This window comes from Pseudomonas fortuita, from assembly GCF_026898135.2.
Taxonomy (GTDB): Bacteria; Pseudomonadota; Gammaproteobacteria; order Pseudomonadales; family Pseudomonadaceae; genus Aquipseudomonas; species Aquipseudomonas fortuita.
Window position 1 is genome coordinate 3,175,215 of the sequence record NZ_CP114035.2, and the last position, 18,437, is coordinate 3,193,651.

The 18,437-nt window shown below is 62.9% G+C and carries 20 protein-coding genes; 14 read left to right on the forward strand and 6 right to left on the reverse strand.

Annotation, left to right across the window (positions count from 1 at the left end; genetic code table 11):
• Positions 1 to 35: 35 nt before the first annotated feature.
• The 3 genes from OZ911_RS14570 to OZ911_RS14580 all read left to right on the forward strand — a co-directional run bounded on the left by OZ911_RS14570 (position 36) and on the right by OZ911_RS14580 (position 3,690).
• Positions 36 to 1,268, forward strand: coding sequence for an OprD family porin (locus tag OZ911_RS14570; protein ID WP_016487159.1), 1,233 nt, complete (start codon positions 36 to 38; stop codon positions 1,266 to 1,268).
• Between the two features lie 36 nt (positions 1,269 to 1,304).
• A complete protein-coding gene (gene paaZ, locus OZ911_RS14575; protein WP_060517778.1) occupies positions 1,305 to 3,359 on the forward strand; it encodes a phenylacetic acid degradation bifunctional protein PaaZ in 2,055 nt (684 codons plus the stop codon).
• A 160-nt stretch (positions 3,360 to 3,519) separates the two neighbouring features.
• Positions 3,520 to 3,690, forward strand: coding sequence for a hypothetical protein (locus OZ911_RS14580; RefSeq protein ID WP_016487161.1), 171 nt, complete (start codon positions 3,520 to 3,522; stop codon positions 3,688 to 3,690).
• Between the two features lie 76 nt (positions 3,691 to 3,766).
• On the opposite strand, the gene OZ911_RS14585 is transcribed toward OZ911_RS14580, so the two are convergent.
• The 3 genes from OZ911_RS14585 to OZ911_RS14595 form a co-directional block, all read right to left on the reverse strand.
• Positions 3,767 to 4,036 carry a DUF6555 family protein gene (locus OZ911_RS14585; RefSeq protein WP_023048027.1) on the reverse strand — a complete coding sequence of 90 codons (270 nt, stop codon included), beginning with the start codon at positions 4,034 to 4,036 and terminating at the stop codon, positions 3,767 to 3,769.
• A 98-nt stretch (positions 4,037 to 4,134) separates the two neighbouring features.
• Complete coding sequence (locus OZ911_RS14590; protein ID WP_070086399.1) at positions 4,135 to 5,343, reverse strand: zinc-dependent alcohol dehydrogenase; 1,209 nt, start codon at positions 5,341 to 5,343, stop codon at positions 4,135 to 4,137.
• A gap of 103 nt (positions 5,344 to 5,446) precedes the next feature.
• A complete protein-coding gene (locus OZ911_RS14595) occupies positions 5,447 to 5,656 on the reverse strand; it encodes a con-10 family general stress protein (protein WP_016487164.1) in 210 nt (69 codons plus the stop codon).
• A gap of 263 nt (positions 5,657 to 5,919) precedes the next feature.
• Here OZ911_RS14595 and OZ911_RS14600 point away from each other — a divergent pair, with 263 nt between their 5' ends.
• A complete protein-coding gene (locus OZ911_RS14600) occupies positions 5,920 to 6,318 on the forward strand; it encodes an NUDIX hydrolase (RefSeq protein WP_016487165.1) in 399 nt (132 codons plus the stop codon).
• A gap of 58 nt (positions 6,319 to 6,376) precedes the next feature.
• Here the strand turns inward: OZ911_RS14600 and OZ911_RS14605 are convergent, their stop codons facing one another.
• Entirely contained in the window at positions 6,377 to 6,928 is a 552-nt protein-coding gene (locus OZ911_RS14605; RefSeq protein ID WP_016487166.1) for an ATP-dependent Clp protease proteolytic subunit, read from the reverse strand.
• A gap of 181 nt (positions 6,929 to 7,109) precedes the next feature.
• Between OZ911_RS14605 and OZ911_RS14610 the strand changes: the two genes are divergently transcribed.
• The 5 genes from OZ911_RS14610 to OZ911_RS14630 are packed head-to-tail and all read left to right on the forward strand — an operon-like array spanning position 7,110 to position 11,406.
• Positions 7,110 to 8,027 carry a DUF72 domain-containing protein gene (locus OZ911_RS14610; RefSeq protein WP_016487167.1) on the forward strand — a complete coding sequence of 306 codons (918 nt, stop codon included), beginning with the start codon at positions 7,110 to 7,112 and terminating at the stop codon, positions 8,025 to 8,027.
• The gene (locus OZ911_RS14615) at positions 8,024 to 8,809 is read left to right on the forward strand and encodes an endonuclease/exonuclease/phosphatase family protein (protein WP_016487168.1); all 786 of its coding nucleotides are present in this window, start codon (positions 8,024 to 8,026) and stop codon (positions 8,807 to 8,809) included. The genes OZ911_RS14610 and OZ911_RS14615 overlap by 4 nt, the downstream gene beginning before the upstream one ends.
• On the forward strand, positions 8,806 to 10,008 hold the full coding sequence (clsB, locus tag OZ911_RS14620; RefSeq protein ID WP_016487169.1) for a cardiolipin synthase ClsB: 1,203 nt from the start codon (positions 8,806 to 8,808) through the stop codon (positions 10,006 to 10,008). Before OZ911_RS14615 ends, clsB begins: the two co-directional genes overlap by 4 nt.
• Positions 10,008 to 10,961, forward strand: a complete 954-nt coding sequence (locus OZ911_RS14625) for a lysylphosphatidylglycerol synthase domain-containing protein (RefSeq protein WP_023048028.1) — start codon at positions 10,008 to 10,010, stop codon at positions 10,959 to 10,961. Before clsB ends, OZ911_RS14625 begins: the two co-directional genes overlap by 1 nt.
• A gap of 28 nt (positions 10,962 to 10,989) precedes the next feature.
• A complete protein-coding gene (locus OZ911_RS14630) occupies positions 10,990 to 11,406 on the forward strand; it encodes a hypothetical protein (RefSeq protein WP_023048029.1) in 417 nt (138 codons plus the stop codon).
• 225 nt (positions 11,407 to 11,631) lie between these two features.
• Here the strand turns inward: OZ911_RS14630 and OZ911_RS14635 are convergent, their stop codons facing one another.
• Complete coding sequence (locus tag OZ911_RS14635) at positions 11,632 to 12,096, reverse strand: hypothetical protein (RefSeq protein ID WP_016487172.1); 465 nt, start codon at positions 12,094 to 12,096, stop codon at positions 11,632 to 11,634.
• A gap of 127 nt (positions 12,097 to 12,223) precedes the next feature.
• Here OZ911_RS14635 and ligD point away from each other — a divergent pair, with 127 nt between their 5' ends.
• From ligD to OZ911_RS14660, 5 genes are read left to right on the forward strand one after another with little or no spacing between them, the layout of a single operon-like run.
• Positions 12,224 to 14,725: a DNA ligase D gene (ligD, locus tag OZ911_RS14640; RefSeq protein WP_070086400.1), complete on the forward strand. Its 2,502-nt coding sequence runs from the start codon at positions 12,224 to 12,226 to the stop codon at positions 14,723 to 14,725.
• A gap of 40 nt (positions 14,726 to 14,765) precedes the next feature.
• Positions 14,766 to 15,809, forward strand: a complete 1,044-nt coding sequence (locus tag OZ911_RS14645) for an acyl-CoA dehydrogenase family protein (protein WP_070086401.1) — start codon at positions 14,766 to 14,768, stop codon at positions 15,807 to 15,809.
• Positions 15,806 to 16,561 (forward strand): PIG-L deacetylase family protein, encoded by a 756-nt coding sequence (locus OZ911_RS14650; RefSeq protein WP_016487175.1) that lies wholly within the window; start codon positions 15,806 to 15,808, stop codon positions 16,559 to 16,561. The genes OZ911_RS14645 and OZ911_RS14650 overlap by 4 nt, the downstream gene beginning before the upstream one ends.
• 11 nt (positions 16,562 to 16,572) lie before the next feature.
• Entirely contained in the window at positions 16,573 to 17,172 is a 600-nt protein-coding gene (locus OZ911_RS14655) for a class I SAM-dependent methyltransferase (RefSeq protein WP_016487176.1), read from the forward strand.
• On the forward strand, positions 17,169 to 17,828 hold the full coding sequence (locus tag OZ911_RS14660) for a glycosyltransferase family 2 protein (RefSeq protein WP_016487177.1): 660 nt from the start codon (positions 17,169 to 17,171) through the stop codon (positions 17,826 to 17,828). Before OZ911_RS14655 ends, OZ911_RS14660 begins: the two co-directional genes overlap by 4 nt.
• Before the next feature lie 10 nt (positions 17,829 to 17,838).
• On the opposite strand, the gene OZ911_RS14665 is transcribed toward OZ911_RS14660, so the two are convergent.
• Entirely contained in the window at positions 17,839 to 18,426 is a 588-nt protein-coding gene (locus OZ911_RS14665; RefSeq protein WP_016487178.1) for a phosphorylase family protein, read from the reverse strand.
• Between the last annotated feature and the right edge of the window lie 11 nt (positions 18,427 to 18,437).

The window sequence follows — 18,437 nt, forward strand, 5'->3', positions numbered from 1 at the left end:
AAGGAAGAACCACCATGTCGGGTAAAACAACAACAATGAACCGCACGCACATCATGTCAGCTGCCTGGCTGGCCACGCTCGCCTTGCCATTGCCGGCGCTGGCAGACTTTATCGGCGACAGCCACGCACGCCTGGAGCTGCGCAACCATTACATCAACCGCGACTTCCGCCAAAGCAACGCACCACAGGCCAAGGCAGAAGAATGGGGCCAGGGCTTTACCGCCAAGCTGGAGTCCGGCTTCACCGAGGGCCCGGTCGGCTTTGGCGTTGACGCCATGGGCCAGCTGGGTATCAAGCTCGACTCCAGCCGCGACCGCCGCAATACCGGGCTGCTGCCCTTCGGCCCGAACAGCCACGAACCGGTTGATGATTACAGCGAACTGGGCCTGACCGGCAAAATCCGCGTGTCCAAAAGCACCCTGCGCCTGGGCACGCTGCAACCGATCCTGCCGGTGGTGGTATACAACGACACCCGCCTGCTGGCGTCCACCTTCCAGGGCGGCCTGCTGACCAGCCAGGATCTCGATGGCCTTACCGTCAACGCCGGCCGCCTGACCAAGGCCAACCTGCGCGACTCCTCGGGCCGCGACGACATCGGCTATGGCGCTGCCAGCAGTGACCACCTGGACTTTGGCGGTGGCAGCTACGCCATCACCCCGCAAACCAGCGTCAGCTACTACTACGCCAAGCTCGAGGACATCTACCGCCAGCAGTTCGTCGGCCTGATCGACACCCGCCCCTTGAGCGAAGGCGTGAGCCTGCGCAGCGACCTGCGCTACTTCGACAGCCGCAACGACGGCGCCGAACGTGCTGGCAACATCGACAACCGCAACTTCAACGCCATGTTCACCCTCGGCGTGCGGGCACACAAGTTCACGGCGACCTGGCAACAGATGTCCGGCGACAGTGCCTTCCCGTTCGTCAACGGCGGCGACCCGTTTACCGTCAACCTGGTGACCTACAACACCTTCACCCGCGCCGGGCTGGACTCCTGGCAAGTGCGCTATGACTACGACTTTGTAGCGATGGGCATCCCCGGCCTGAGTTTCATGACGCGCTACACCGACGGCCGCCACGCCGAAACCGCCACTGTCAGCAATGGCCGCGAGCGTGAACGCGACACCGACATCACCTACGTCATCCAGAGCGGCCCATTCAAGGACGTCAGCCTGCGCTGGCGCAACGTCACCTTCCGGTCCGGCAATGGCCTGACCAACGCCGTGGACGAAAACCGCCTGATCATCGGCTACACCCTGGCGCTGTGGTAACAGCGCCCACTACATTCGAACAGTATGGAGAACAGCATGTCTGCCGCCCCTACCCTGCAAAGCTTCATCGCCGGCCGCTGGCTCGGCCAGCACGGCGCGCAAGCCCTGCGCAGCGCCCTTGATGGCCACGTACTTGCCTACAGCCACGAAGAACGCCCGGACTTCGCCGAAGCCGTGGACTTCGCCCGTGCGCGTGGCCTGGCCAGCCTCATGGCCATGGACTTCCAGCAGCGTGCTGCACGCCTGAAAGCGCTGGCCCTGTACCTGGCCGAGCGCAAGGAACAGCTTTACGCCCTGTCGCACCATAGCGGCGCCACCCGTGCCGACAGCTGGATCGACATCGAAGGCGGCAACGCCACATTGTTCTCCTATGCCGGCATCGGCAGCCGCGAGCTGCCGTCGGGCAACCTGGTGCACGAGGGCCCGGCCATCGCGCTGGGCAAGCAAGGTCATTTCGCCGGCAGCCACATTCTGGTGCCGCGCGCAGGCGTGGCGGTGCACATCAACGCCTTCAACTTCCCTATCTGGGGCATGCTGGAGAAGTTCGCCCCGACGTTCCTGGCGGGCATGCCGTGCATCGTCAAACCGGCGACTTCCACCAGCTACCTGACCGAAGCCGTCGTCCGCCTGATGAACGCCTCCGGCCTGCTGCCGGAGGGCAGCTTGCAACTGGTGATTGGCAGCACCGGCGACCTGCTCGACCGCCTTCAAGGCCAGGACGTGGTGACCTTCACCGGGTCAGCCGATACCGCCGCAAAATTGCGCGTCACGCCGAACCTGGTGCGCAATTCGGTACCGTTCACCGCCGAAGCCGACTCGCTGAACTGCGCCATTCTTGGCCCGGATGTGACCCCGGACAGCGAAGAGTTTGACCTGTACATCAAGGAGGTGGTGCGTGAAATGACCACCAAGGCCGGGCAGAAGTGCACCGCCATCCGCCGCGCCATCGTGCCGGCCAAGCACATTGATGCGGTTGCCACGCGCTTGCGCGAGCGGCTGAGCAAGGTGGTTGTGGGTGACCCGTCGCTGGAGGGCGTACGCATGGGGGCTCTGGCTTCCCACGACCAGCAGCACGACGTGACCGAGCGGGTGCGCAGCCTGCTGCAAAGCTGTGACCAGCTGTTCGGCGCCAGCGACGGCTTCGCCCCGCGTGGCGATGGCGTGGCCGAGGGCGCATTCTTTGCCCCGACCCTGCTACAGGCCCGCGACCCGCACGCCGACGGCGGCGCCCACGATATCGAAGCGTTCGGCCCGGTCAGCACACTGATGGCCTACCACGACCTTGACGAAGCCTTGATACTGGCCGCCCGAGGCAAAGGCAGCCTGGTGGCGACCTTGGTCACCGCCGACCGCAGTATTGCGGCCAAGGCCATACCGGTGGCGGCTGCCTGGCATGGCCGCCTGCTGGTGCTCGACAGCGAGGCCGCCAAGGAATCCACCGGCCACGGCTCGCCGTTGCCACAACTCAAGCACGGCGGGCCGGGCCGGGCCGGCGGCGGTGAAGAACTGGGTGGCTTGCGCGCGGTCAAGCACTACCTGCAACGCGCCGCAGTACAAGGTTCGCCGAGCATGCTCACGGCGGTCACCGGCGAATACGTGCGCGGTGGCGAAGTGATCGAGACCGAAGTGCACCCGTTCCGCCGATACTTCGAGCAGTTGCGCATCGGCGAGTCGTTGCTCACCCACCGCCGCACCGTGACCGAAGCCGACCTGGTCAACTTCGGCTGCCTGTCGGGGGACCATTTCTACATGCACTTCGACGAAATCGCGGCCAAAGAATCGCAGTTCGGTAAACGTATCGCCCACGGCTACTTCGTCCTCTCGGCGGCGGCCGGGCTGTTCGTGTCGCCCGGTGCCGGGCCGGTGTTGGCCAACTATGGCCTGGATACGCTGCGCTTCATCAACCCGGTGGGCATTGGCGATACCATCCAGGCACGGCTGACCTGCAAGCGCAAGATCGACCAGGGCAAAACCAGCCCGCTGGGCCAGCCGCAAGGGGTGGTGGCGTGGGATGTGGAGGTAACCAACCAGCTGGGTGAGCTGGTGGCCAGCTATGACATTCTGACCCTGGTGTTGAAACAGCCGGCGTGATTTGTTCACCTTGCGGGCCCCTTCGCGGGTAAACCTCGAAAGGGCCCGCACAAGTGTCCCGACACGGTGCCACCGTTGGTCAGCGACTGCCGCTATCCAGATGACTTTTAAGACAGGTCTTTCGCTCCTAACCATGAGGATCACAGACGAGGATTGCGCGATGGATTACTTACTGCGGATGGGTGGTGGCAATGTGCAGGATGACTGGCCGGAGCTTGAGCCGGATCGCCGCAACGACCAAGTGGATGACCCGGATGCCGACCCCAATGTGACTGACGACGAGGAAAATCGCCCCGGCGTCCCGGCCAGTGACCCCGAGTCCGGCGCCTGACAAAGGGTTTATCCAGGCACCATGCTGCAGCCGGGGACCCCGTTGCAGCATGGTTATGTGTCAGGCTGAGGTGGTATTACATCATCGCCGCCGGGTCTCCCACCGACTGGCTCGGCTTGCTCCCCGAAATCCGCCAGCTTACGCCGGTAATCCCGTAACGCTCGGCCATCGGCCGGCTGATCTTCTTGATCTTCTCACGCCCGAACTTGGGAATAATGCCGATACCCGCATCGCAACTTGCCCAATGCCAGGCCTCGGCATTGTCCAGGCGTTCCAGGCGAATGATGAAACTGCGCGGTTGGCCATGCAGTTGGTAATCGATGATGTACAGCTGTGGGCTAGGCATCGCAGGGGCCTCCTCTTCTCCATGGATGACACCCTGATTGATCGGGCCATGGCCAGAAGATTCAAAATTTTGTCGAACATTCGGCACAAGCGGCCGTTTCAGCGCACTGCGGCACCCTGACCGCGTGGGTCCGGGGCCGCACCGGGCACCAGAATCACCTTGCGACACTGATCCTGCTGTCCATTGAACAGTTCGTAGGCACGCGGGGCATCTTCCAGCGCCATGCGGTGGGTGACGATGGCCTGCGGGTCCAGCCGGCCTGCTTCGATATGCGCCAGCAACTCAGGCAGGTAGCGCTGCACATGGGTCTGCCCCATGCGAAAGGTCAGGCCCTTGTCGAAGGCGTCGCCAAACAGAAAACCATGGATAAACCCCGCATACACCCCCGGCACACTGACCACCCCACCCCTGCGCACGGCCGCGATACTCTGGCGCAGGGCCTTGCCGCTACTGCCTTCGAGCTTAAGCGCGGTGAGCACCGTTTCCGTTGTGCTGCCCTTGGCTTCGAAACCCACCGCATCGATTACCGCATCCACACCACGCATGCCGGCGGTATGGCGCACGATGCTATCGGCTGGGTCATCATCATAGGCAAAATTGACAGGAATCACTCCGTAGGCCTGATGAGCATAATCCAGCCGGTAGGCACATTCATCGACCATGAAGATCTGCTCCACCCCCAGCATGCGTGCGCAAGCAGCAGACAGCAGCCCGACCGGGCCGGCGCCATAGATTGCCAGTGACGAACCCTGGCCAACTTCGGCATTGAGCACTGCCTGCCAGGCTGTAGGGAGAATGTCCGAGAGAAACAATACCTGATCGTCGGCCAGGTGCCCCGGCACCTTGAACGGCCCTACATTGCCCTTGGGCACCCGCACATAATCGGCCTGCCCGCCAGGTATGCCGCCATACAGGTGGCTGTAGCCGAACAGCGCTGCGCCAGACGGTATGGTCTTCTTGTTCAGCAGTGCGCCTCGCCCCGTGTTGGTCGTTTCGCAGGCGGCAAACAAGTCGTGTTGGCAAAAAAAGCAGTCACCGCAGGCGATGACAAACGGGATCACTACCCGGTCACCCGGGCGCACCGCGGTTACCGCGCTGCCCACCTCTTCGACGATGCCCATGAATTCGTGGCCAAGAATATCGCCTTGCTCGACCATGGGGATCTTGCCCCGGTACAGGTGCAGGTCGGAGCCGCAAATGGCTGTGGCCGTTACCCGCAGCAAGATATCGTCGTCTTCCTGCAGACCGGGCTCTGCAACGGTGTCGACGCGGACATCCCCTGCGCCGTGATAGGTCAATGCGCGCATGCTCGTTTCTCCTGACGAAGTCATGGCGCGATTCCGGATTCGCAAACCCGAAATCGCTGCCGGGCACCACATGTGTTCCTGGACATTCAGCGAGCGGTTGCCCTCACGGGTTGCGCCCCCCGCCGTGGCTGTTCTGGCCACCCTTGCGGCCAGCTTCCGATGCACGCTGTCGGTCGTTGGCGAAATTGCCGCCAGATGCCTGCCCCCCCTTGTGGCCCGCGCGCGAAGCACGCTCCCGGTCATTGGCAAAATTGCCCGGGTTGGTTTCCTTGGTGCCGCCGCGCTGGCTTGTCCGCTCTTGATCCTGCGCCATGTGGGTTCTCCTTGCGATGGATAGGCTGGTGACACGAATCTGTGCCATGCCTAGTTTCCGAGCCACTGTTGCCCGGCTCTGCTCAATGCTTTTGCTGGCAACTGACCAGTGGCACAAATCTTACGCCAGCAAAATGTTTGCGTGGCGGGCGAAAGCCGTGGGTGGCACGTTACGTGCTTTGACCGTTCGTCGGGTTAAACGCAACGTTTATTGCCGCCAACGGCCATATCTTCATGCAATAAGCGCATCACCAAGGAGCATGAATGAAGCTGAACAAGGATCGCGCCACCATCATCTGCCGGCACGGCAAGCAAACACAAAAATGGTTATGGGTGCGAAAATCCAACGGTGCCTGGACCCTCCCCGGCGGCAAGATCGAGCCTGGCGAGACGCCAGCGCAAGCTGCAGAGCGTGAGTTGCTGGAAGAAACCGGGCTGCAGGCAGCGTCACTGACCTTGCTGATGCGTCACGAGGCCCCCGCGCGTATGCATTACGTGTTCGAAGCAGAGTTTGCCGACGCGCCGCAGCCCAAGGCGCAGCATGAAATTACCGACTGCCGCTTTGCCCATCTGGACCAGGCGCCTGGGCTCAAGGGTGAGATCAAGTTGCTGATCCGCTCGCTGCTGGCCTGTGACAGAGCCACCGCCGCGTCAGTTCGGTAAGCCCGGTTACTCGGTGCGTGCCTTCGCGCAACTGTGAAGAGGCACGCACAGCCACACCCTAGGCATGCACACTCCACTGAACCGACTGCGCCTCGATTGGCATTTCGTCGATGGCATGAATCATCCCGTTATCCAGCGCCTCACGTGGCCCCAGAATCCGCGGATAGGCCATCAGGTACCGCGGCACGTCCAGTACCTCCGTTGCCCCCTGGGTTCGTTCGGCGACAATCTGCGCATACAACTTCAAATCATAATCCAGGCTCATGGCGTACTCAGCCATGCGCGAATGATCCACCGAACCGTGCAAGGTCCAGTGAAACGGGTGGAACAGGAACTTGCTGAAACTGCACGCCGTGCGCCGTTCCCCTGCCAGGAACAGGATATTGCCCATGGACTCCACCGTGCCCAGGTTGTGGGTATGCACCTCGACCGGTAACGCCCGCAGGAAGTTGTACAGGGTGAAGCCATAACTGCACTCGCCGCCCATGGTAGCGATGTTCAGTTGCAGGATACCGGCGCCCTGTTGCAGCGCCCGCGAACAGGTGTTGATCAGGTTGCCACAGGTCGACGAGTTGATCGGCCCGGTGAAATGGATGATATGTCTGGCCATGCTTGCCTCGATTTTATCCTGACACCCTTCCACGAAGCGGGTATCCGGTGGAAACGCCAAGCGCCGCAAAGTTCAACCTGGTATCAGCCTTTCCCGTTGGTCAAACGTGCTGAACCCTGGCCTGTCTTTATCGGTCGCACTTTGGAGCGACCGAAATAGAACCGGCAATGAGGACGGCAGCGTGAGCGATATCCGCATCGGTATCTCCGGGTGGCGCTATGGCCCCTGGCGCAAGGACTTTTACCCCAAGGGGCTGAGGCAGGACGACGAACTGGCCTTCGCTTCGCGGGCGGTGAACAGCATCGAAATCAATGGCTCGTTCTACAGCCTGCAAACGCCTGAACGTTACCAGGGCTGGCGTGACGAGACGCCGGACGACTTCGTGTTCGCGGTGAAGGGGCCGCGGTATATCACGCACGTACGGCGGCTTAGGGACATCGAAGAACCGGTGGCGAACTTTTTCGCCTCAGGCCCACTGTTGCTGGGCAAGAAGCTTGGCCCGATCCTGTGGCAATTTCCACCGAACATGAAGTTCGATGAAGAGCGTTTTGCCCGGTTTCTCGAACTGCTGCCGCGTAACCATAAAGCGGCTCGTGAATGTGCCAAACACTGCGCGGCACGCTTGCAGGGCAACGGCAGCTTGGGCATACACGGCAATGCACGGTTGCGTCATGCCGTGGAGATCCGTAACGAGAGTTTCCTCTGTGAGACCTTCATCAAGCTGTTGCGCAAGCACCGGGTCGCTTTGGTAGTTGCCGACAGCGCCGGCAAATGGCCGTATGTGGAAGACGTTACCGCCGACTTTGTGTACATGCGCCTGCATGGCGATGTCGAGCTCTACAGCAGTGGGTATACGGCCAACGCACTGAGGCGCTGGAAGCAGCGCATCCAGCGCTGGAGCCAGGGTAGCCAGGCTGAGGATGCGCAATTGGTCGTCCAGGGCTCGCCGCCGCGTCGGGCGACCCGCGATGTCTACTGCTATTTCGACAACGACCAGAAGGTTCACGCCCCCTACGATGCGCGACGCCTGCTGCAGAAGCTGTCGCTGGACCATGAGCTCATGACCGAGCCTGGCGTCCTGCCGGAGGTGGCCTTGTGAACAAGACCCTGCCCGCCCCACGCAGCATCATCGACAAGGTCACTGCGGTACGCCGGCTCAATGTGCTGACACTGAACGTGCACAAGGGCTTCACCTTTTTCAATCGGCGCTTCATCCTGCCGGAATTGCGCGAGGCCGTGCGTGCCACGGGCGCCGACCTGGTGTTTCTCCAGGAGGTGCACGGCAGCCATCAGCAGCATGCCCTGCGCCATGCGGCCTGGCCAGAAATGCCGCAGTACGAGTTTCTTGCCGACAGCATGTGGCCGCAGTTCGCCTACGGGCGCAATGCCGTATACCCGCATGGCGATCACGGTAACGCGCTGCTGTCGAAATTCCCCATTACTCACTTCAACAACCTCGATGTGTCAGTACAGGGCAATGAGCAGCGCGGCCTGCTGCACTGCCAGCTGGACGTGCCAGGCCACGACCAGGTGCATGCGGTGTGCGTGCACCTGGGCCTGCGCGAAGCCCACCGGCAGCGCCAGGTGAAGCTGATGCTCGACCTGCTGGCCAGTCTGCCGCCTGAAGCGCCGGTCATTATCGCCGGCGATTTCAACGACTGGCGCCTGAAAGCAGATGCCGTGCTGTGCGAACACCTGATAGAGGCTTTCGGCGAGCACTTCGGCACCCCGGCGCGCAGTTTCCCCGCGCGCCTGCCGTTGTTGCGGCTGGACCGCATCTATTTGCGCAACGCCATGCCCGGCACTGCCCAAGTGCTCTCGACATACCCGTGGTCGCACCTGTCCGACCACGCCCCATTGGCTGCGGAGATCAACCTGTGAATCGACCTTGGGTGGACGGCAACAGCGTGCAGTTGCTGATCAATGGCGAGCAATACTACCCCCGCGTCTTCGAGGCCATGGCCCAGGCGCGGGAAGAAATTCTGCTGGAAACCTTCATCATCTTCGACGACAAGGTCGGCCAGCAGTTACAACAGGTGCTGATCGACGCTGCCCAGCGCGGTGTGCGGGTGGAGGTAGCGGTGGATGGCTACGGCACTGCCGACCTGCCCACCGAATTCATTTCGGCCATGACCGATGCCGGCGTGAGCTTTCACGCTTTCGACCCACAGCCCCGGCTGGTGGGCATGCGCACCAACCTGTTCCGGCGCCTGCACCGCAAGATCGTGGTAGTCGACGGTGAGCGGGCATTTATCGGCGGTATCAACTACAGCGCCGATCATCTTGGCGACTTTGGTGCCATGGCCAAGCAGGATTATGCGGTGGAGGTCACCGGCCCGGTGGTAGCGCAGGTGCATGCTGCCAGCAAGCGCCTGATGTCGCCGGTGCTGCAGCCACCCAGCGCGGTACGCCCGGTAACCGAGCCGGCCGGGGCCAGCAGCGCCGTGCTGGTCGAACGCGACAACGGGCTGCGCAGTACCGATATCGAAACCCACTACCTGCAGGCTTTTCGTGGTGCAAAGCAGCGCATCGTGGTTGCCAACGCGTATTTCTTCCCGGGTTATCGATTGATGCGGGAGCTGCGCAACGCCGCCCGGCGTGGCGTGGATGTGCGCTTGATTCTGCAGGGCCAGCCTGACATGCGCTGGGTCCGTGCACTTTCGAGGCTGCTGTACAACTATCTGCTGCGCGACGGCGTGGCCATCCACGAATACTGCCAGCGGCCTCTGCACGGCAAGGTTGCACTGGTTGACGATGAGTGGTCCACCGTTGGCTCCAGCAACCTTGATCCGTTGAGCCTGTCATTCAACCTGGAGGCCAATCTTTTCATCCGTGATCGAGCCTTCAACCAGCAACTGAACCAGCATCTACAGGCCCTGGCCAGCGAGCAATGCAAGCCGGTCACCCTGGAGCGCATGATTCGCGGTTACTGGTGGCGGGCACCGCTGATCTTCGTGTGCTTCCACGTGATCCGCCATTTTCCGCGCATTGCTGGCTGGTTCCCGGCACACCGCCAGCGTTTGCGCTCGGTGCAGCCGGAAGTCGAGGCTCAGGGTAACCTGCACGAGGGCAATACCTGATGGCGCGCAAAGGCTGGCAAACCTGGGTGAAACGCCTGTTCACGCTGGCGTTCCTCATTCTCATACCTGTTCTGCTGTTTATGCTGGCACGCAATCTGGACTGGAATGAAGTGCGCCAGTCGTTGCTGGCCTACAAGCCCGGCACCCTGGCCATCGGCCTTGCGCTGGCGCTGTGCAGCTACCTGACATTTGCCAGTTACGACCTGCTGGCACGGGCCTACACCGGCCACCAGTTGCCCGCCCGGCAGGTGCTGCCAGTCGCCTTCGTGTGCTACGCCTTCAATCTCAACTTCACGACCTGGGTAGGCGGCGTTGCATTGCGCTACCGGTTATATGGCCGCCTGGGCCTGGATACCCCGACCATTACGCGCATCCTCACCTTGGGCCTGTTGACCAACTGGATGGGCTACATGCTGCTGGCCGGCACCGTATTCGCCCTCGGCTTCGTGGAGCTGCCCAGCAGCTGGGCGGTGGGCGCTACAGGTCTGCGCCTGATCGGCTTGCTGCTGTTGGCGATCGCGGGTGGGTACCTGCTGGCCTGTGGTTTTGCAACCAAGCGCACGTGGTCCTGGCGCAACCACGAAGTGACGCTACCGTCGCTGCGTTTGGCACTGTGCCAGGTTGCGCTGGGTGCCAGCAACTGGGCGCTGATGGCGCTGCTGATCTTCTGGTTGCTGCCGGGCGAGGCTTTTTACCCGTCCATTCTCGGCATCCTGCTGATCAGTTGCGTGGCTGGCGTGGTTGCGCATATCCCTGCGGGGCTGGGCGTACTTGAGGCAGTGTTTCTGGCCTTGCTGCACGGGCAGATGGCCCAAGGCACGCTTGTGGCTGCCTTGCTCGGGTATCGCACACTGTACTACCTGATTCCACTGCTACTGGCAGTGGTTACCTACCTGGTCCTGGAAAAACGCGCCAAGGCCATGCGCCAAGGCGACAAGCCCGCCCAGACCTGACGAGGGCCGCTGGCCCTGGAGGTGGCAAATGCGTGTACGGATCTTGACGCTGATGGTCGTCAGCCTGGTCTGCGGCCAGGCCGTGGCCGAGGGCTGCAACGTACTGACCCGCTCATCCAGCGATGCCGTAACACCCGTGGAGCGGCACACCTGCTACAGCTACAGCAACCTGCCCGCCGAAGCGATCAACTGGTCGTGTAGCAACGAGAGCAAGGACATGCTCAACAGCGAAAAGAGCAAGGTAGCGCGCTGTGCGGATGGCAGCGTGGGCAGCTGCATCGCGCCTTTGACTCAGGAAGCGCTGGCCAACCCCAAATCCGTAGGAGGGGACAAACCAGCGTTGCCCAAAGATGCGCGGGTAATCACCTATTATTACGACACCCCCAGCCTCGGCCAGGCCCGCACCGATTGCGAACGAAACAACGGCATCTGGCAAACCCACTAACCCGCCACGCCTACCGCCGCTTCCACAGAAAGGGGCTCTGTGGGAGCGGGCTCGTCCCGCGAACACCGGCAAAGCCGGTGCCAGGCACCGCATGCCCCCAATTCGCGGGACAAGCCCGCTCCCACAGCCTAAGCCCGAAGGACTGAGCAATCGCCAGTTAGAACAGCTCACATACCGGCGTATCCAAGACGCAGGAACAGTGCGCGCAGGTACAGCGGGGTTCGTTCACGGCTTGCCCTCCTCGTCTTCGATCACGTCATCAGTCCACGGTTTACCATCCAGCGGCGCTGATCGGGCCAGTTCGGCCTCATCCAGGCCTATGCCACCGCCGATCTCGTCGGCGTCCACGTGCCGCAGGCTCTGGTCTGCCGGGCCGCCACTACCACCCGGTTCGTGCGGGTCACGGGCACCGGTTTCATCCAGCAACGTGTCCGGGCTCAAGTCGTCATAGGTAACATTGTCCTCATGCAAGCTGTCGCTCAGGGCCTCGCCGCCGGTCATGCCGCTTTCGGCCACGCGCCGAGGCGGAAACTCCCGGGCGACTTCATCGGCCGGTCGCTCATCGCCCACACGCCCTTCACGTTCATCAAGGCGGTCATCAAAGTCCAGCTCACGGACGCTGCCCATGCGGTCTTCGGTGTCGTCGATCTCTGGAGGGGTATACGGCTTTGGTTCATCTGTGCGTGCCATGTGCGTTCTCCGTCAGGTGGCTTCATTAAGTCGACTGCACCTGCGTGTGGAAGATTCAGAGTTTTTTGAACTACCACCCTACGCGGCGCCTCCCACCTTAGAGACTGCGAACTGCCCGGAAACCGCCATGGCCAAGCCCCTGCAGGAATATGCGCGCAAGCGCGACTTCAATGCCACGCCCGAGCCCAGCGGCAAGCGCAGCCGTGGCAAGCGGGTGCAGGCGCTGCAGTTCTGCATCCAGAAACATGACGCCAGCCACCTGCACTACGACTTCCGCCTGGAGCTGGATGGCACCCTGAAAAGCTGGGCGATCCCCAAAGGCCCGTCGCTCGACCCCAAAGTGCGCCGCCTGGCCGTGCACGTCGAGGACCACCCGCTGGATTACGCCGACTTCGAGGGGCATATCCCCGAAGGCCACTATGGTGCAGGTGATGTGATTGTCTGGGATCGCGGTGTATGGGAGCCCGAAGGCGATGCGCATGAAGCCTACGCCAAAGGCAAGCTGCGTTTCCGCCTGCAAGGCGAAAAGCTCAGCGGTGTGTGGAACCTGTTTCGCACCCGCCTGGATGGCAAGAAAGAGCAATGGATGCTGGTGAAATCACACGACGACCAGGCTCGCAGCGAGGCCGACTACAGCGTCGTGCAGGCTCAGCCCGATAGCGTGCTTAGCGACCGCACCCTGGTACCGCGCAAAGCCGCTGCGAAAAAAGCCGCCGCACCGCGCGCCAGCCGCAAGCGCACCGTCAAAGGCCCGAAGGTGCCCCTGCCTGCACAGCTGAGTCCGCAGTTGGCAACCTTGGTCGACTCGCCCCCCAGCGGGGACTGGCGCTACGAGGTCAAATTCGACGGTTACCGGATTCTGGCCCGTATCGAGGGTGATGACATCCGCCTGTTCACCCGCAACGGCCATGACTGGAGCAGCAAGATGCCCCGCCAGATCGCCGCACTGCGCGAGCTGGGCCTCGATGCAGCCTGGCTCGATGGTGAAATGGTGGTGGCTGACGAAAATGGCGCAGCCGATTTCCAGGCGTTGCAGAACGCCTTCGACACCGAGCACGATGAAGCCATTACCTACTACCTGTTCGACCTGCCGTTCCTCGGTGGCCAGGACCTGCGCCAGGTAGCGCTGCAGGGCCGGCGCGACACCTTGCGCCAACTGCTTGAGCGCGATGAGTCCGGTGTACTCAAGTTCTCTGCCGACTTCGACGAGCCCGTGCAATCTTTGCTCGACAGCGCCTGCCGGCTTGAGCTGGAGGGTTTGATCGGCAAGCGTGCCGACAGCCCGTACAGCGGCCGTCGCAGCCCGGACTGGGTCAAGCTCAAGTGCAAGCAACGCCAGGAGTTCGTGGTCGTCGGTTATACCGACCCCAAAGGTAGCCGCAGCGGCTTCGGGGCCCTGTTGCTGGCCCTGCATGACGACGACAGCGGTCAGTTGCACTACGCCGGCAAGGTTGGCACCGGCTTCAGCACGGCGACCCTGGCCAGCATCCATGCTCGGCTCAAACCCCTGCAAATCGCCAAGCCAGCGTTGGCCAAGCCGCCTACCGGTGCCGAAGCGCGGGGTGTGCACTGGCTGCAACCGCAATTGTTGGCCGAAGTCGCCTATGCCCAGATGACCCGAGACGGCATCGTGCGCCACTCGGTGTTCCATGGCCTGCGCGATGACAAGGCGGCCACCGCCATCGACCTGGAGCGCGCCATGCCTACCCAGACCGTGCCCAAACGCAACAAGCAGGCGAAGGCGCCTGAAAACCTGGGTGAACTGCGCCTGACCCACCCCGACCGGGTGATCGACGCCACCACCGGCGTGACCAAGCGCGAGGTCGCCGAGTACTACGCCAGCGTCAGCCAGTGGATCCTGCCCCAGCTCAAGCAACGCCCGGTGGCGCTGGTGCGCGCCCCGGACGGCCTGGCCGGGGAGCTGTTCTTCCAGAAAAACGCAGGCCAGCTGCACATACCTAACGTCATCAGCTATGAAAAGGCCGAGGCCGGCCAGGCGGCGATGGTCATCAACCGCCCGGACACCCTGCTAGGTGCTGTGCAGATGAACATGCTCGAACTGCACACCTGGAACGCCACGGACAAGGACTTCGACAAACCGGACCGCTTCGTACTTGACCTGGACCCCGACCCCGCGCTGCCCTGGAAGGCCATGCTGGAGGCCACCCAGCTCACCCTCACCCTGCTCGACGAACTGGGCCTGAAGGTGTTCCTGAAAACCAGTGGCGGCAAGGGTATTCACCTGGTCGTGCCCTTGACCCGGCGGTCGGGCTGGGACGAGGTCAAGGACTTTAGCCACGCCATCGTCGATTACCTGGCCAAGCTGTTCCCGGATCGCCTCAGTGCAGTGTCGGGGCCGAAAAACCGCGTGGGGCGGATCTTCATCGACTATCTGCGCAACGGCAAGGGCGCCACCACAGCCTGTGCCTACTCCTTGCGTGCCCGTGAGGGGTTACCTGTGTCGGTACCGATCTGGCGCGAGGAACTGGCGCACATCAAGGCTGCCAACCAATGGAACATTGCCAACCTGCACGAGCGGCTGGCAGAAGTTGATGACCCATGGGCGGAGATGGGCAAGGTACGCCAGTCCATCACCGCACACATGCGCAAGCAACTGGGGCTGAAATGATGGGGCAACGGCGATTGGACATGAACCTGGAGACACAATGATGAGCATCGTTCAGGACTTCAACCTGACCACCCTCGACCGCCTGTTACGTACCTTTGGCGAGCGCCAGCAACCCCTTAACCTCGATACGCAACTGCCGCAGCTGATCCAGGCGCTGCACGCCGACCATCTCGACCTGTTGCCATTGCCGGGCCAAGGCAACACACTGCGCCGCTGGCAGACCCTGGCCCGTGTGGCCGGTTGCGACCTGGCGCTGGCCAAGCTCTATGAAGGCCACACCGATGCCCTGGCCATCCTTGCTGAATGCGGCGCCGCCCACCACGCCGTAGACGGCATCTGGGGCGTGTGGGCCGCTGAGCCGCCCGATGCACGTGCGCAGGTGACGGCGCGCCAAGGTGACCAGGTGCGCCTGCAAGGCCGCAAGGCCTGGTGTTCAGGGGCCTTGCAGATCGACCGGGCGCTGATCACTGCCTGGGATGAGGCGGACCAGCCGCAACTGGTGGCGATCGAGCTTTCACAGCCGAACCAGGGGCTGTGCATCGAACATTGGCAAGCAGTCGGCATGGCCACAACTGCCAGCGTCGAGGTGACATTCAACGACACCCCCGGCACGCTCATCGGCACGCCGGGCCAATACCTGGCACGCCCTGGCTTTTGGCATGGCGGTGCGGGCATCGCTGCCTGCTGGTACGGCGCGGCCGAGGCACTGGCAGACTACCTGCGCGAACATTGCCGCAAGCCCCGCCCCGACCCCCATGCCGATGCGCACCTGGGGGCAGTGGATGCTGCGTTGTACGGTGCCCGCGCGGCGCTGCGCGAATGTGCTGCCTGGATCGACCGGCAACCTGGCGCAGATGCCAGCTTCGAAGTGCGCCGCACGCGTGCCCAGGTGGAACACGCCGTGGAACGTGTGATCAGCCACGTTGGGCGAGCGCTGGGAGCCACGCCATTCTGCCGCAGCAGCCATTTTGCCCGGCTGAGCGCTGACCTACCGGTATTCATGCGCCAGAGCCATGCCGAGCGCGATCTGGCGGTGCTGGGCCATCAGCTCACCCAACTACCGGCCGGGGTGTGGCAGCTATGAGCCAGAACCTTATTCAGTCCGCCAACGGCACGCCTTGGGCAGCCTGGCAGCAAGGTGCGCATCTTGCGCGCGCTACATGGCTCGATCCAATGCAGCTGTGCCCACCTGGGCGCCGGCTGGTGTTGATCGCGCCGCATCCGGATGACGAAATCCTCATGGCAGGTGGTCTGCTGGCGGGTTTCAAGGGACGCGAGGATGAACTGGTGCTGATTTCCGCCACCGACGGTGAAGGCAGCCACCCCGGCTCCAGCCACTGGACCGAGCACCGTTTGCGTCGACAGCGGCCGCAAGAGAGCCGCCAGGCCCTGCTGCAGCTGGACCTGGACCTTACCCATCTGGACTGGCGCAGGCTGCACCTGAAGGACGGCCAGTTACCGCGCGAAGAGGCATTCCTGGTCAGTCACCTCACCCAGTTGCTGCGGCCAGATGACCTGTTGATGGCCACCTGGCGTAATGATGGGCACTGCGATCACGAGGCCGTAGGCCGAGCTGCGGCACACGCGGCGGCCGCCCGCGGGGTGCAATTGGCAGAGGTGCCGGTGTGGGCGTGGCACTGGGCTGAGCCCGATGACCCGCGCCTGCCATGGCCGCGTGCGCACCGCCTGCAGCTCGATGAAAGCCGCCTGGCCCGCAAGCGCAAGGCCTTGGCCGCCCACGTCAGCCAGCTGGAGCCGGACGCCGAGCAGCCGCCGGTGCTGCCACCCCGCTTGATGGAATGTCTGCTGCAACCTTTCGAACTGGTGTTCCTGTGAATGGAGCTGTCATGAGCCTGGATCCGCAATATTTCGCCGAGCTGTACGCCACCAATGAAGACCCTTGGGCTTTTCGCACCCGCTGGTACGAGAAGCGCAAACGCGAGCTGGTAATGGCCAGCCTGCCCCGCCAGTGCTATCAGCGCGTATTCGAGCCAGCCTGTGCCAATGGTGAGCTCAGTGCGTTGCTGGCCGATCGCTGCGCCGACTTGCTGTGCCAGGACCTTGATCCAACGGCCGTAGGCCTGGCCCGCGAACGCCTCGTCGATGTGCCCAACGCCTCGGTGGAAATGGCCCGGCTACCAGCGGACTGGCCGGGCGGGCGCTTCGACCTGATCGTGCTCAGCGAAGTCGGTTACTACCTTGATCCTACAGACTGGCTGCAGGTCATCGAGCAATCGGTGGCCAGCCTGACCTACGACGGCGCCCTGCTCGCCTGTCACTGGAAACACCCCATCGTGGGTTGCCCACAGGATGGACGGGAAGTGCATCGCATGCTGGCCCAGCACCTGCCTCTGCATCACCAGTTCCGGCATGAAGAGGCAGACTTCGTACTGGAATACTGGTCCTGCCAGCCCAGCGTGGTTGACCTGGACGAGACCTGCCCATGATTGCCGTGGTCATTCCGGCGCACAACGAAGCCCGCCGCCTTGGGCGCTGCCTGCGGGCGGTGTTGGTCGCTGCCATGCAAGCGCAACAGGCGGGGCACCGGGTAGACGTGTTGGTGGTGCTGGACCGTTGCAGCGACGGTAGTGGCGCGGTGGCGCGGCGCTTCGGTGTGCGGGTTTTGGAGGTGGATGCCGGTAATGTCGGCATGGCGCGCCGGGTGGGCGCGGCGCACATGGTCGAGCGTGGTGCGCAGTGGCTGGCGTGCACCGACGCCGATAGCCAGGTGCCGTCGCACTGGCTGGTGTCGCAGCTGGCCTGCAGCGCCGAGGTGGTGTGCGGTACCGTGCATGTCGAGTATTGGCAGCCCTGGCAGAAAGCTGCCCTGCGCAAGCTGTACCAGAGCCGCTATGAAGCGCGCGAAGGCCATCGCCATGTGCACGGCGCGAACCTGGGTGTGTGCGCCGCTGCCTATCAACGCGTGGGTGGCTTCCAGCCCCTCGCGGCGCATGAAGATGTGCAGCTGGTCAGCGACCTTCAGGCCAGCGGCGCGCAGATTGTCTGGACCGCCAGGCACAGCGTGGCCACCAGCAGCCGCCTCGACAGCCGCGCCCGGGAAGGGTTTGGTGACTATCTGGCGGGTTTGCAGGCGCAGGTGTGATGAGGCTTGGTCACACCTGGCTGAACAGCACCCGCTTGAACGCCTCGGCCGCCAGGTGAACCTGCACCGCCCAATCCCCTGCTGCATCGCTGCCGGCATCATCGGAAATGTATTTCAGGCACACAAACGGAATGCCTTCACCGCGTGCGATCAACGCCAGCACATAGGCTTCCATGTCGACCACGTCATAAGGCGCGTCGCCATGGTTGATCTCGAAACTGTCACCGCTGCCACAGGTTTCCAACGGTAGCCCGGGGATTGCTGCGCCATGCTCCAGGACTACCGGGATATCCGACAAGGGTGTCTCGTATCGGGCAAAGCCCAGCGGTGTGACGTCCATGTCACGTTGTACGAAACGGTTGCAGCACACCACCTGGCCTTTGCCGTGGCGCTGGCTGCCAGCCGATCCAAGGTTGACGACAAGTCTGGGCCTGCGTGTGGCAATCGCCTTGGTCAGTGCAATCGCCGCATTGACTTTGCCAATGCCGGTAAACACGGTGTTCACCTCGGTGAAGACTTCTCCCGCCTCGGCCTCGAGGGCAAAGACGAACAGCGTGTCATCCAGGGAAATGTCGGGGAATTGCTTGATCAGCATCATGGAGCAGGTGT

Coding starts and splice junctions, on each gene's coding strand:
- OZ911_RS14590 (WP_070086399.1), bottom strand. CDS start 5,343: ATGCGCGCATTGACCTATCACGGCGCAGGGGATGTCCGCGTCGACACC.
- OZ911_RS14630 (WP_023048029.1), top strand. CDS start 10,990: ATGCGTGTACGGATCTTGACGCTGATGGTCGTCAGCCTGGTCTGCGGC.
- OZ911_RS14580 (WP_016487161.1), top strand. CDS start 3,520: ATGGATTACTTACTGCGGATGGGTGGTGGCAATGTGCAGGATGACTGG.
- OZ911_RS14645 (WP_070086401.1), top strand. CDS start 14,766: ATGAGCATCGTTCAGGACTTCAACCTGACCACCCTCGACCGCCTGTTA.
- OZ911_RS14605 (WP_016487166.1), bottom strand. CDS start 6,928: ATGGCCAGACATATCATCCATTTCACCGGGCCGATCAACTCGTCGACC.
- OZ911_RS14570 (WP_016487159.1), top strand. CDS start 36: ATGAACCGCACGCACATCATGTCAGCTGCCTGGCTGGCCACGCTCGCC.
- OZ911_RS14625 (WP_023048028.1), top strand. CDS start 10,008: ATGGCGCGCAAAGGCTGGCAAACCTGGGTGAAACGCCTGTTCACGCTG.
- OZ911_RS14635 (WP_016487172.1), bottom strand. CDS start 12,096: ATGGCACGCACAGATGAACCAAAGCCGTATACCCCTCCAGAGATCGAC.
- OZ911_RS14660 (WP_016487177.1), top strand. CDS start 17,169: ATGATTGCCGTGGTCATTCCGGCGCACAACGAAGCCCGCCGCCTTGGG.
- ligD (WP_070086400.1), top strand. CDS start 12,224: ATGGCCAAGCCCCTGCAGGAATATGCGCGCAAGCGCGACTTCAATGCC.
- OZ911_RS14585 (WP_023048027.1), bottom strand. CDS start 4,036: ATGCCTAGCCCACAGCTGTACATCATCGATTACCAACTGCATGGCCAA.
- OZ911_RS14600 (WP_016487165.1), top strand. CDS start 5,920: ATGAAGCTGAACAAGGATCGCGCCACCATCATCTGCCGGCACGGCAAG.
- paaZ (WP_060517778.1), top strand. CDS start 1,305: ATGTCTGCCGCCCCTACCCTGCAAAGCTTCATCGCCGGCCGCTGGCTC.
- OZ911_RS14665 (WP_016487178.1), bottom strand. CDS start 18,426: ATGATGCTGATCAAGCAATTCCCCGACATTTCCCTGGATGACACGCTG.
- OZ911_RS14655 (WP_016487176.1), top strand. CDS start 16,573: ATGAGCCTGGATCCGCAATATTTCGCCGAGCTGTACGCCACCAATGAA.
- OZ911_RS14650 (WP_016487175.1), top strand. CDS start 15,806: ATGAGCCAGAACCTTATTCAGTCCGCCAACGGCACGCCTTGGGCAGCC.
- OZ911_RS14595 (WP_016487164.1), bottom strand. CDS start 5,656: ATGGCGCAGGATCAAGAGCGGACAAGCCAGCGCGGCGGCACCAAGGAA.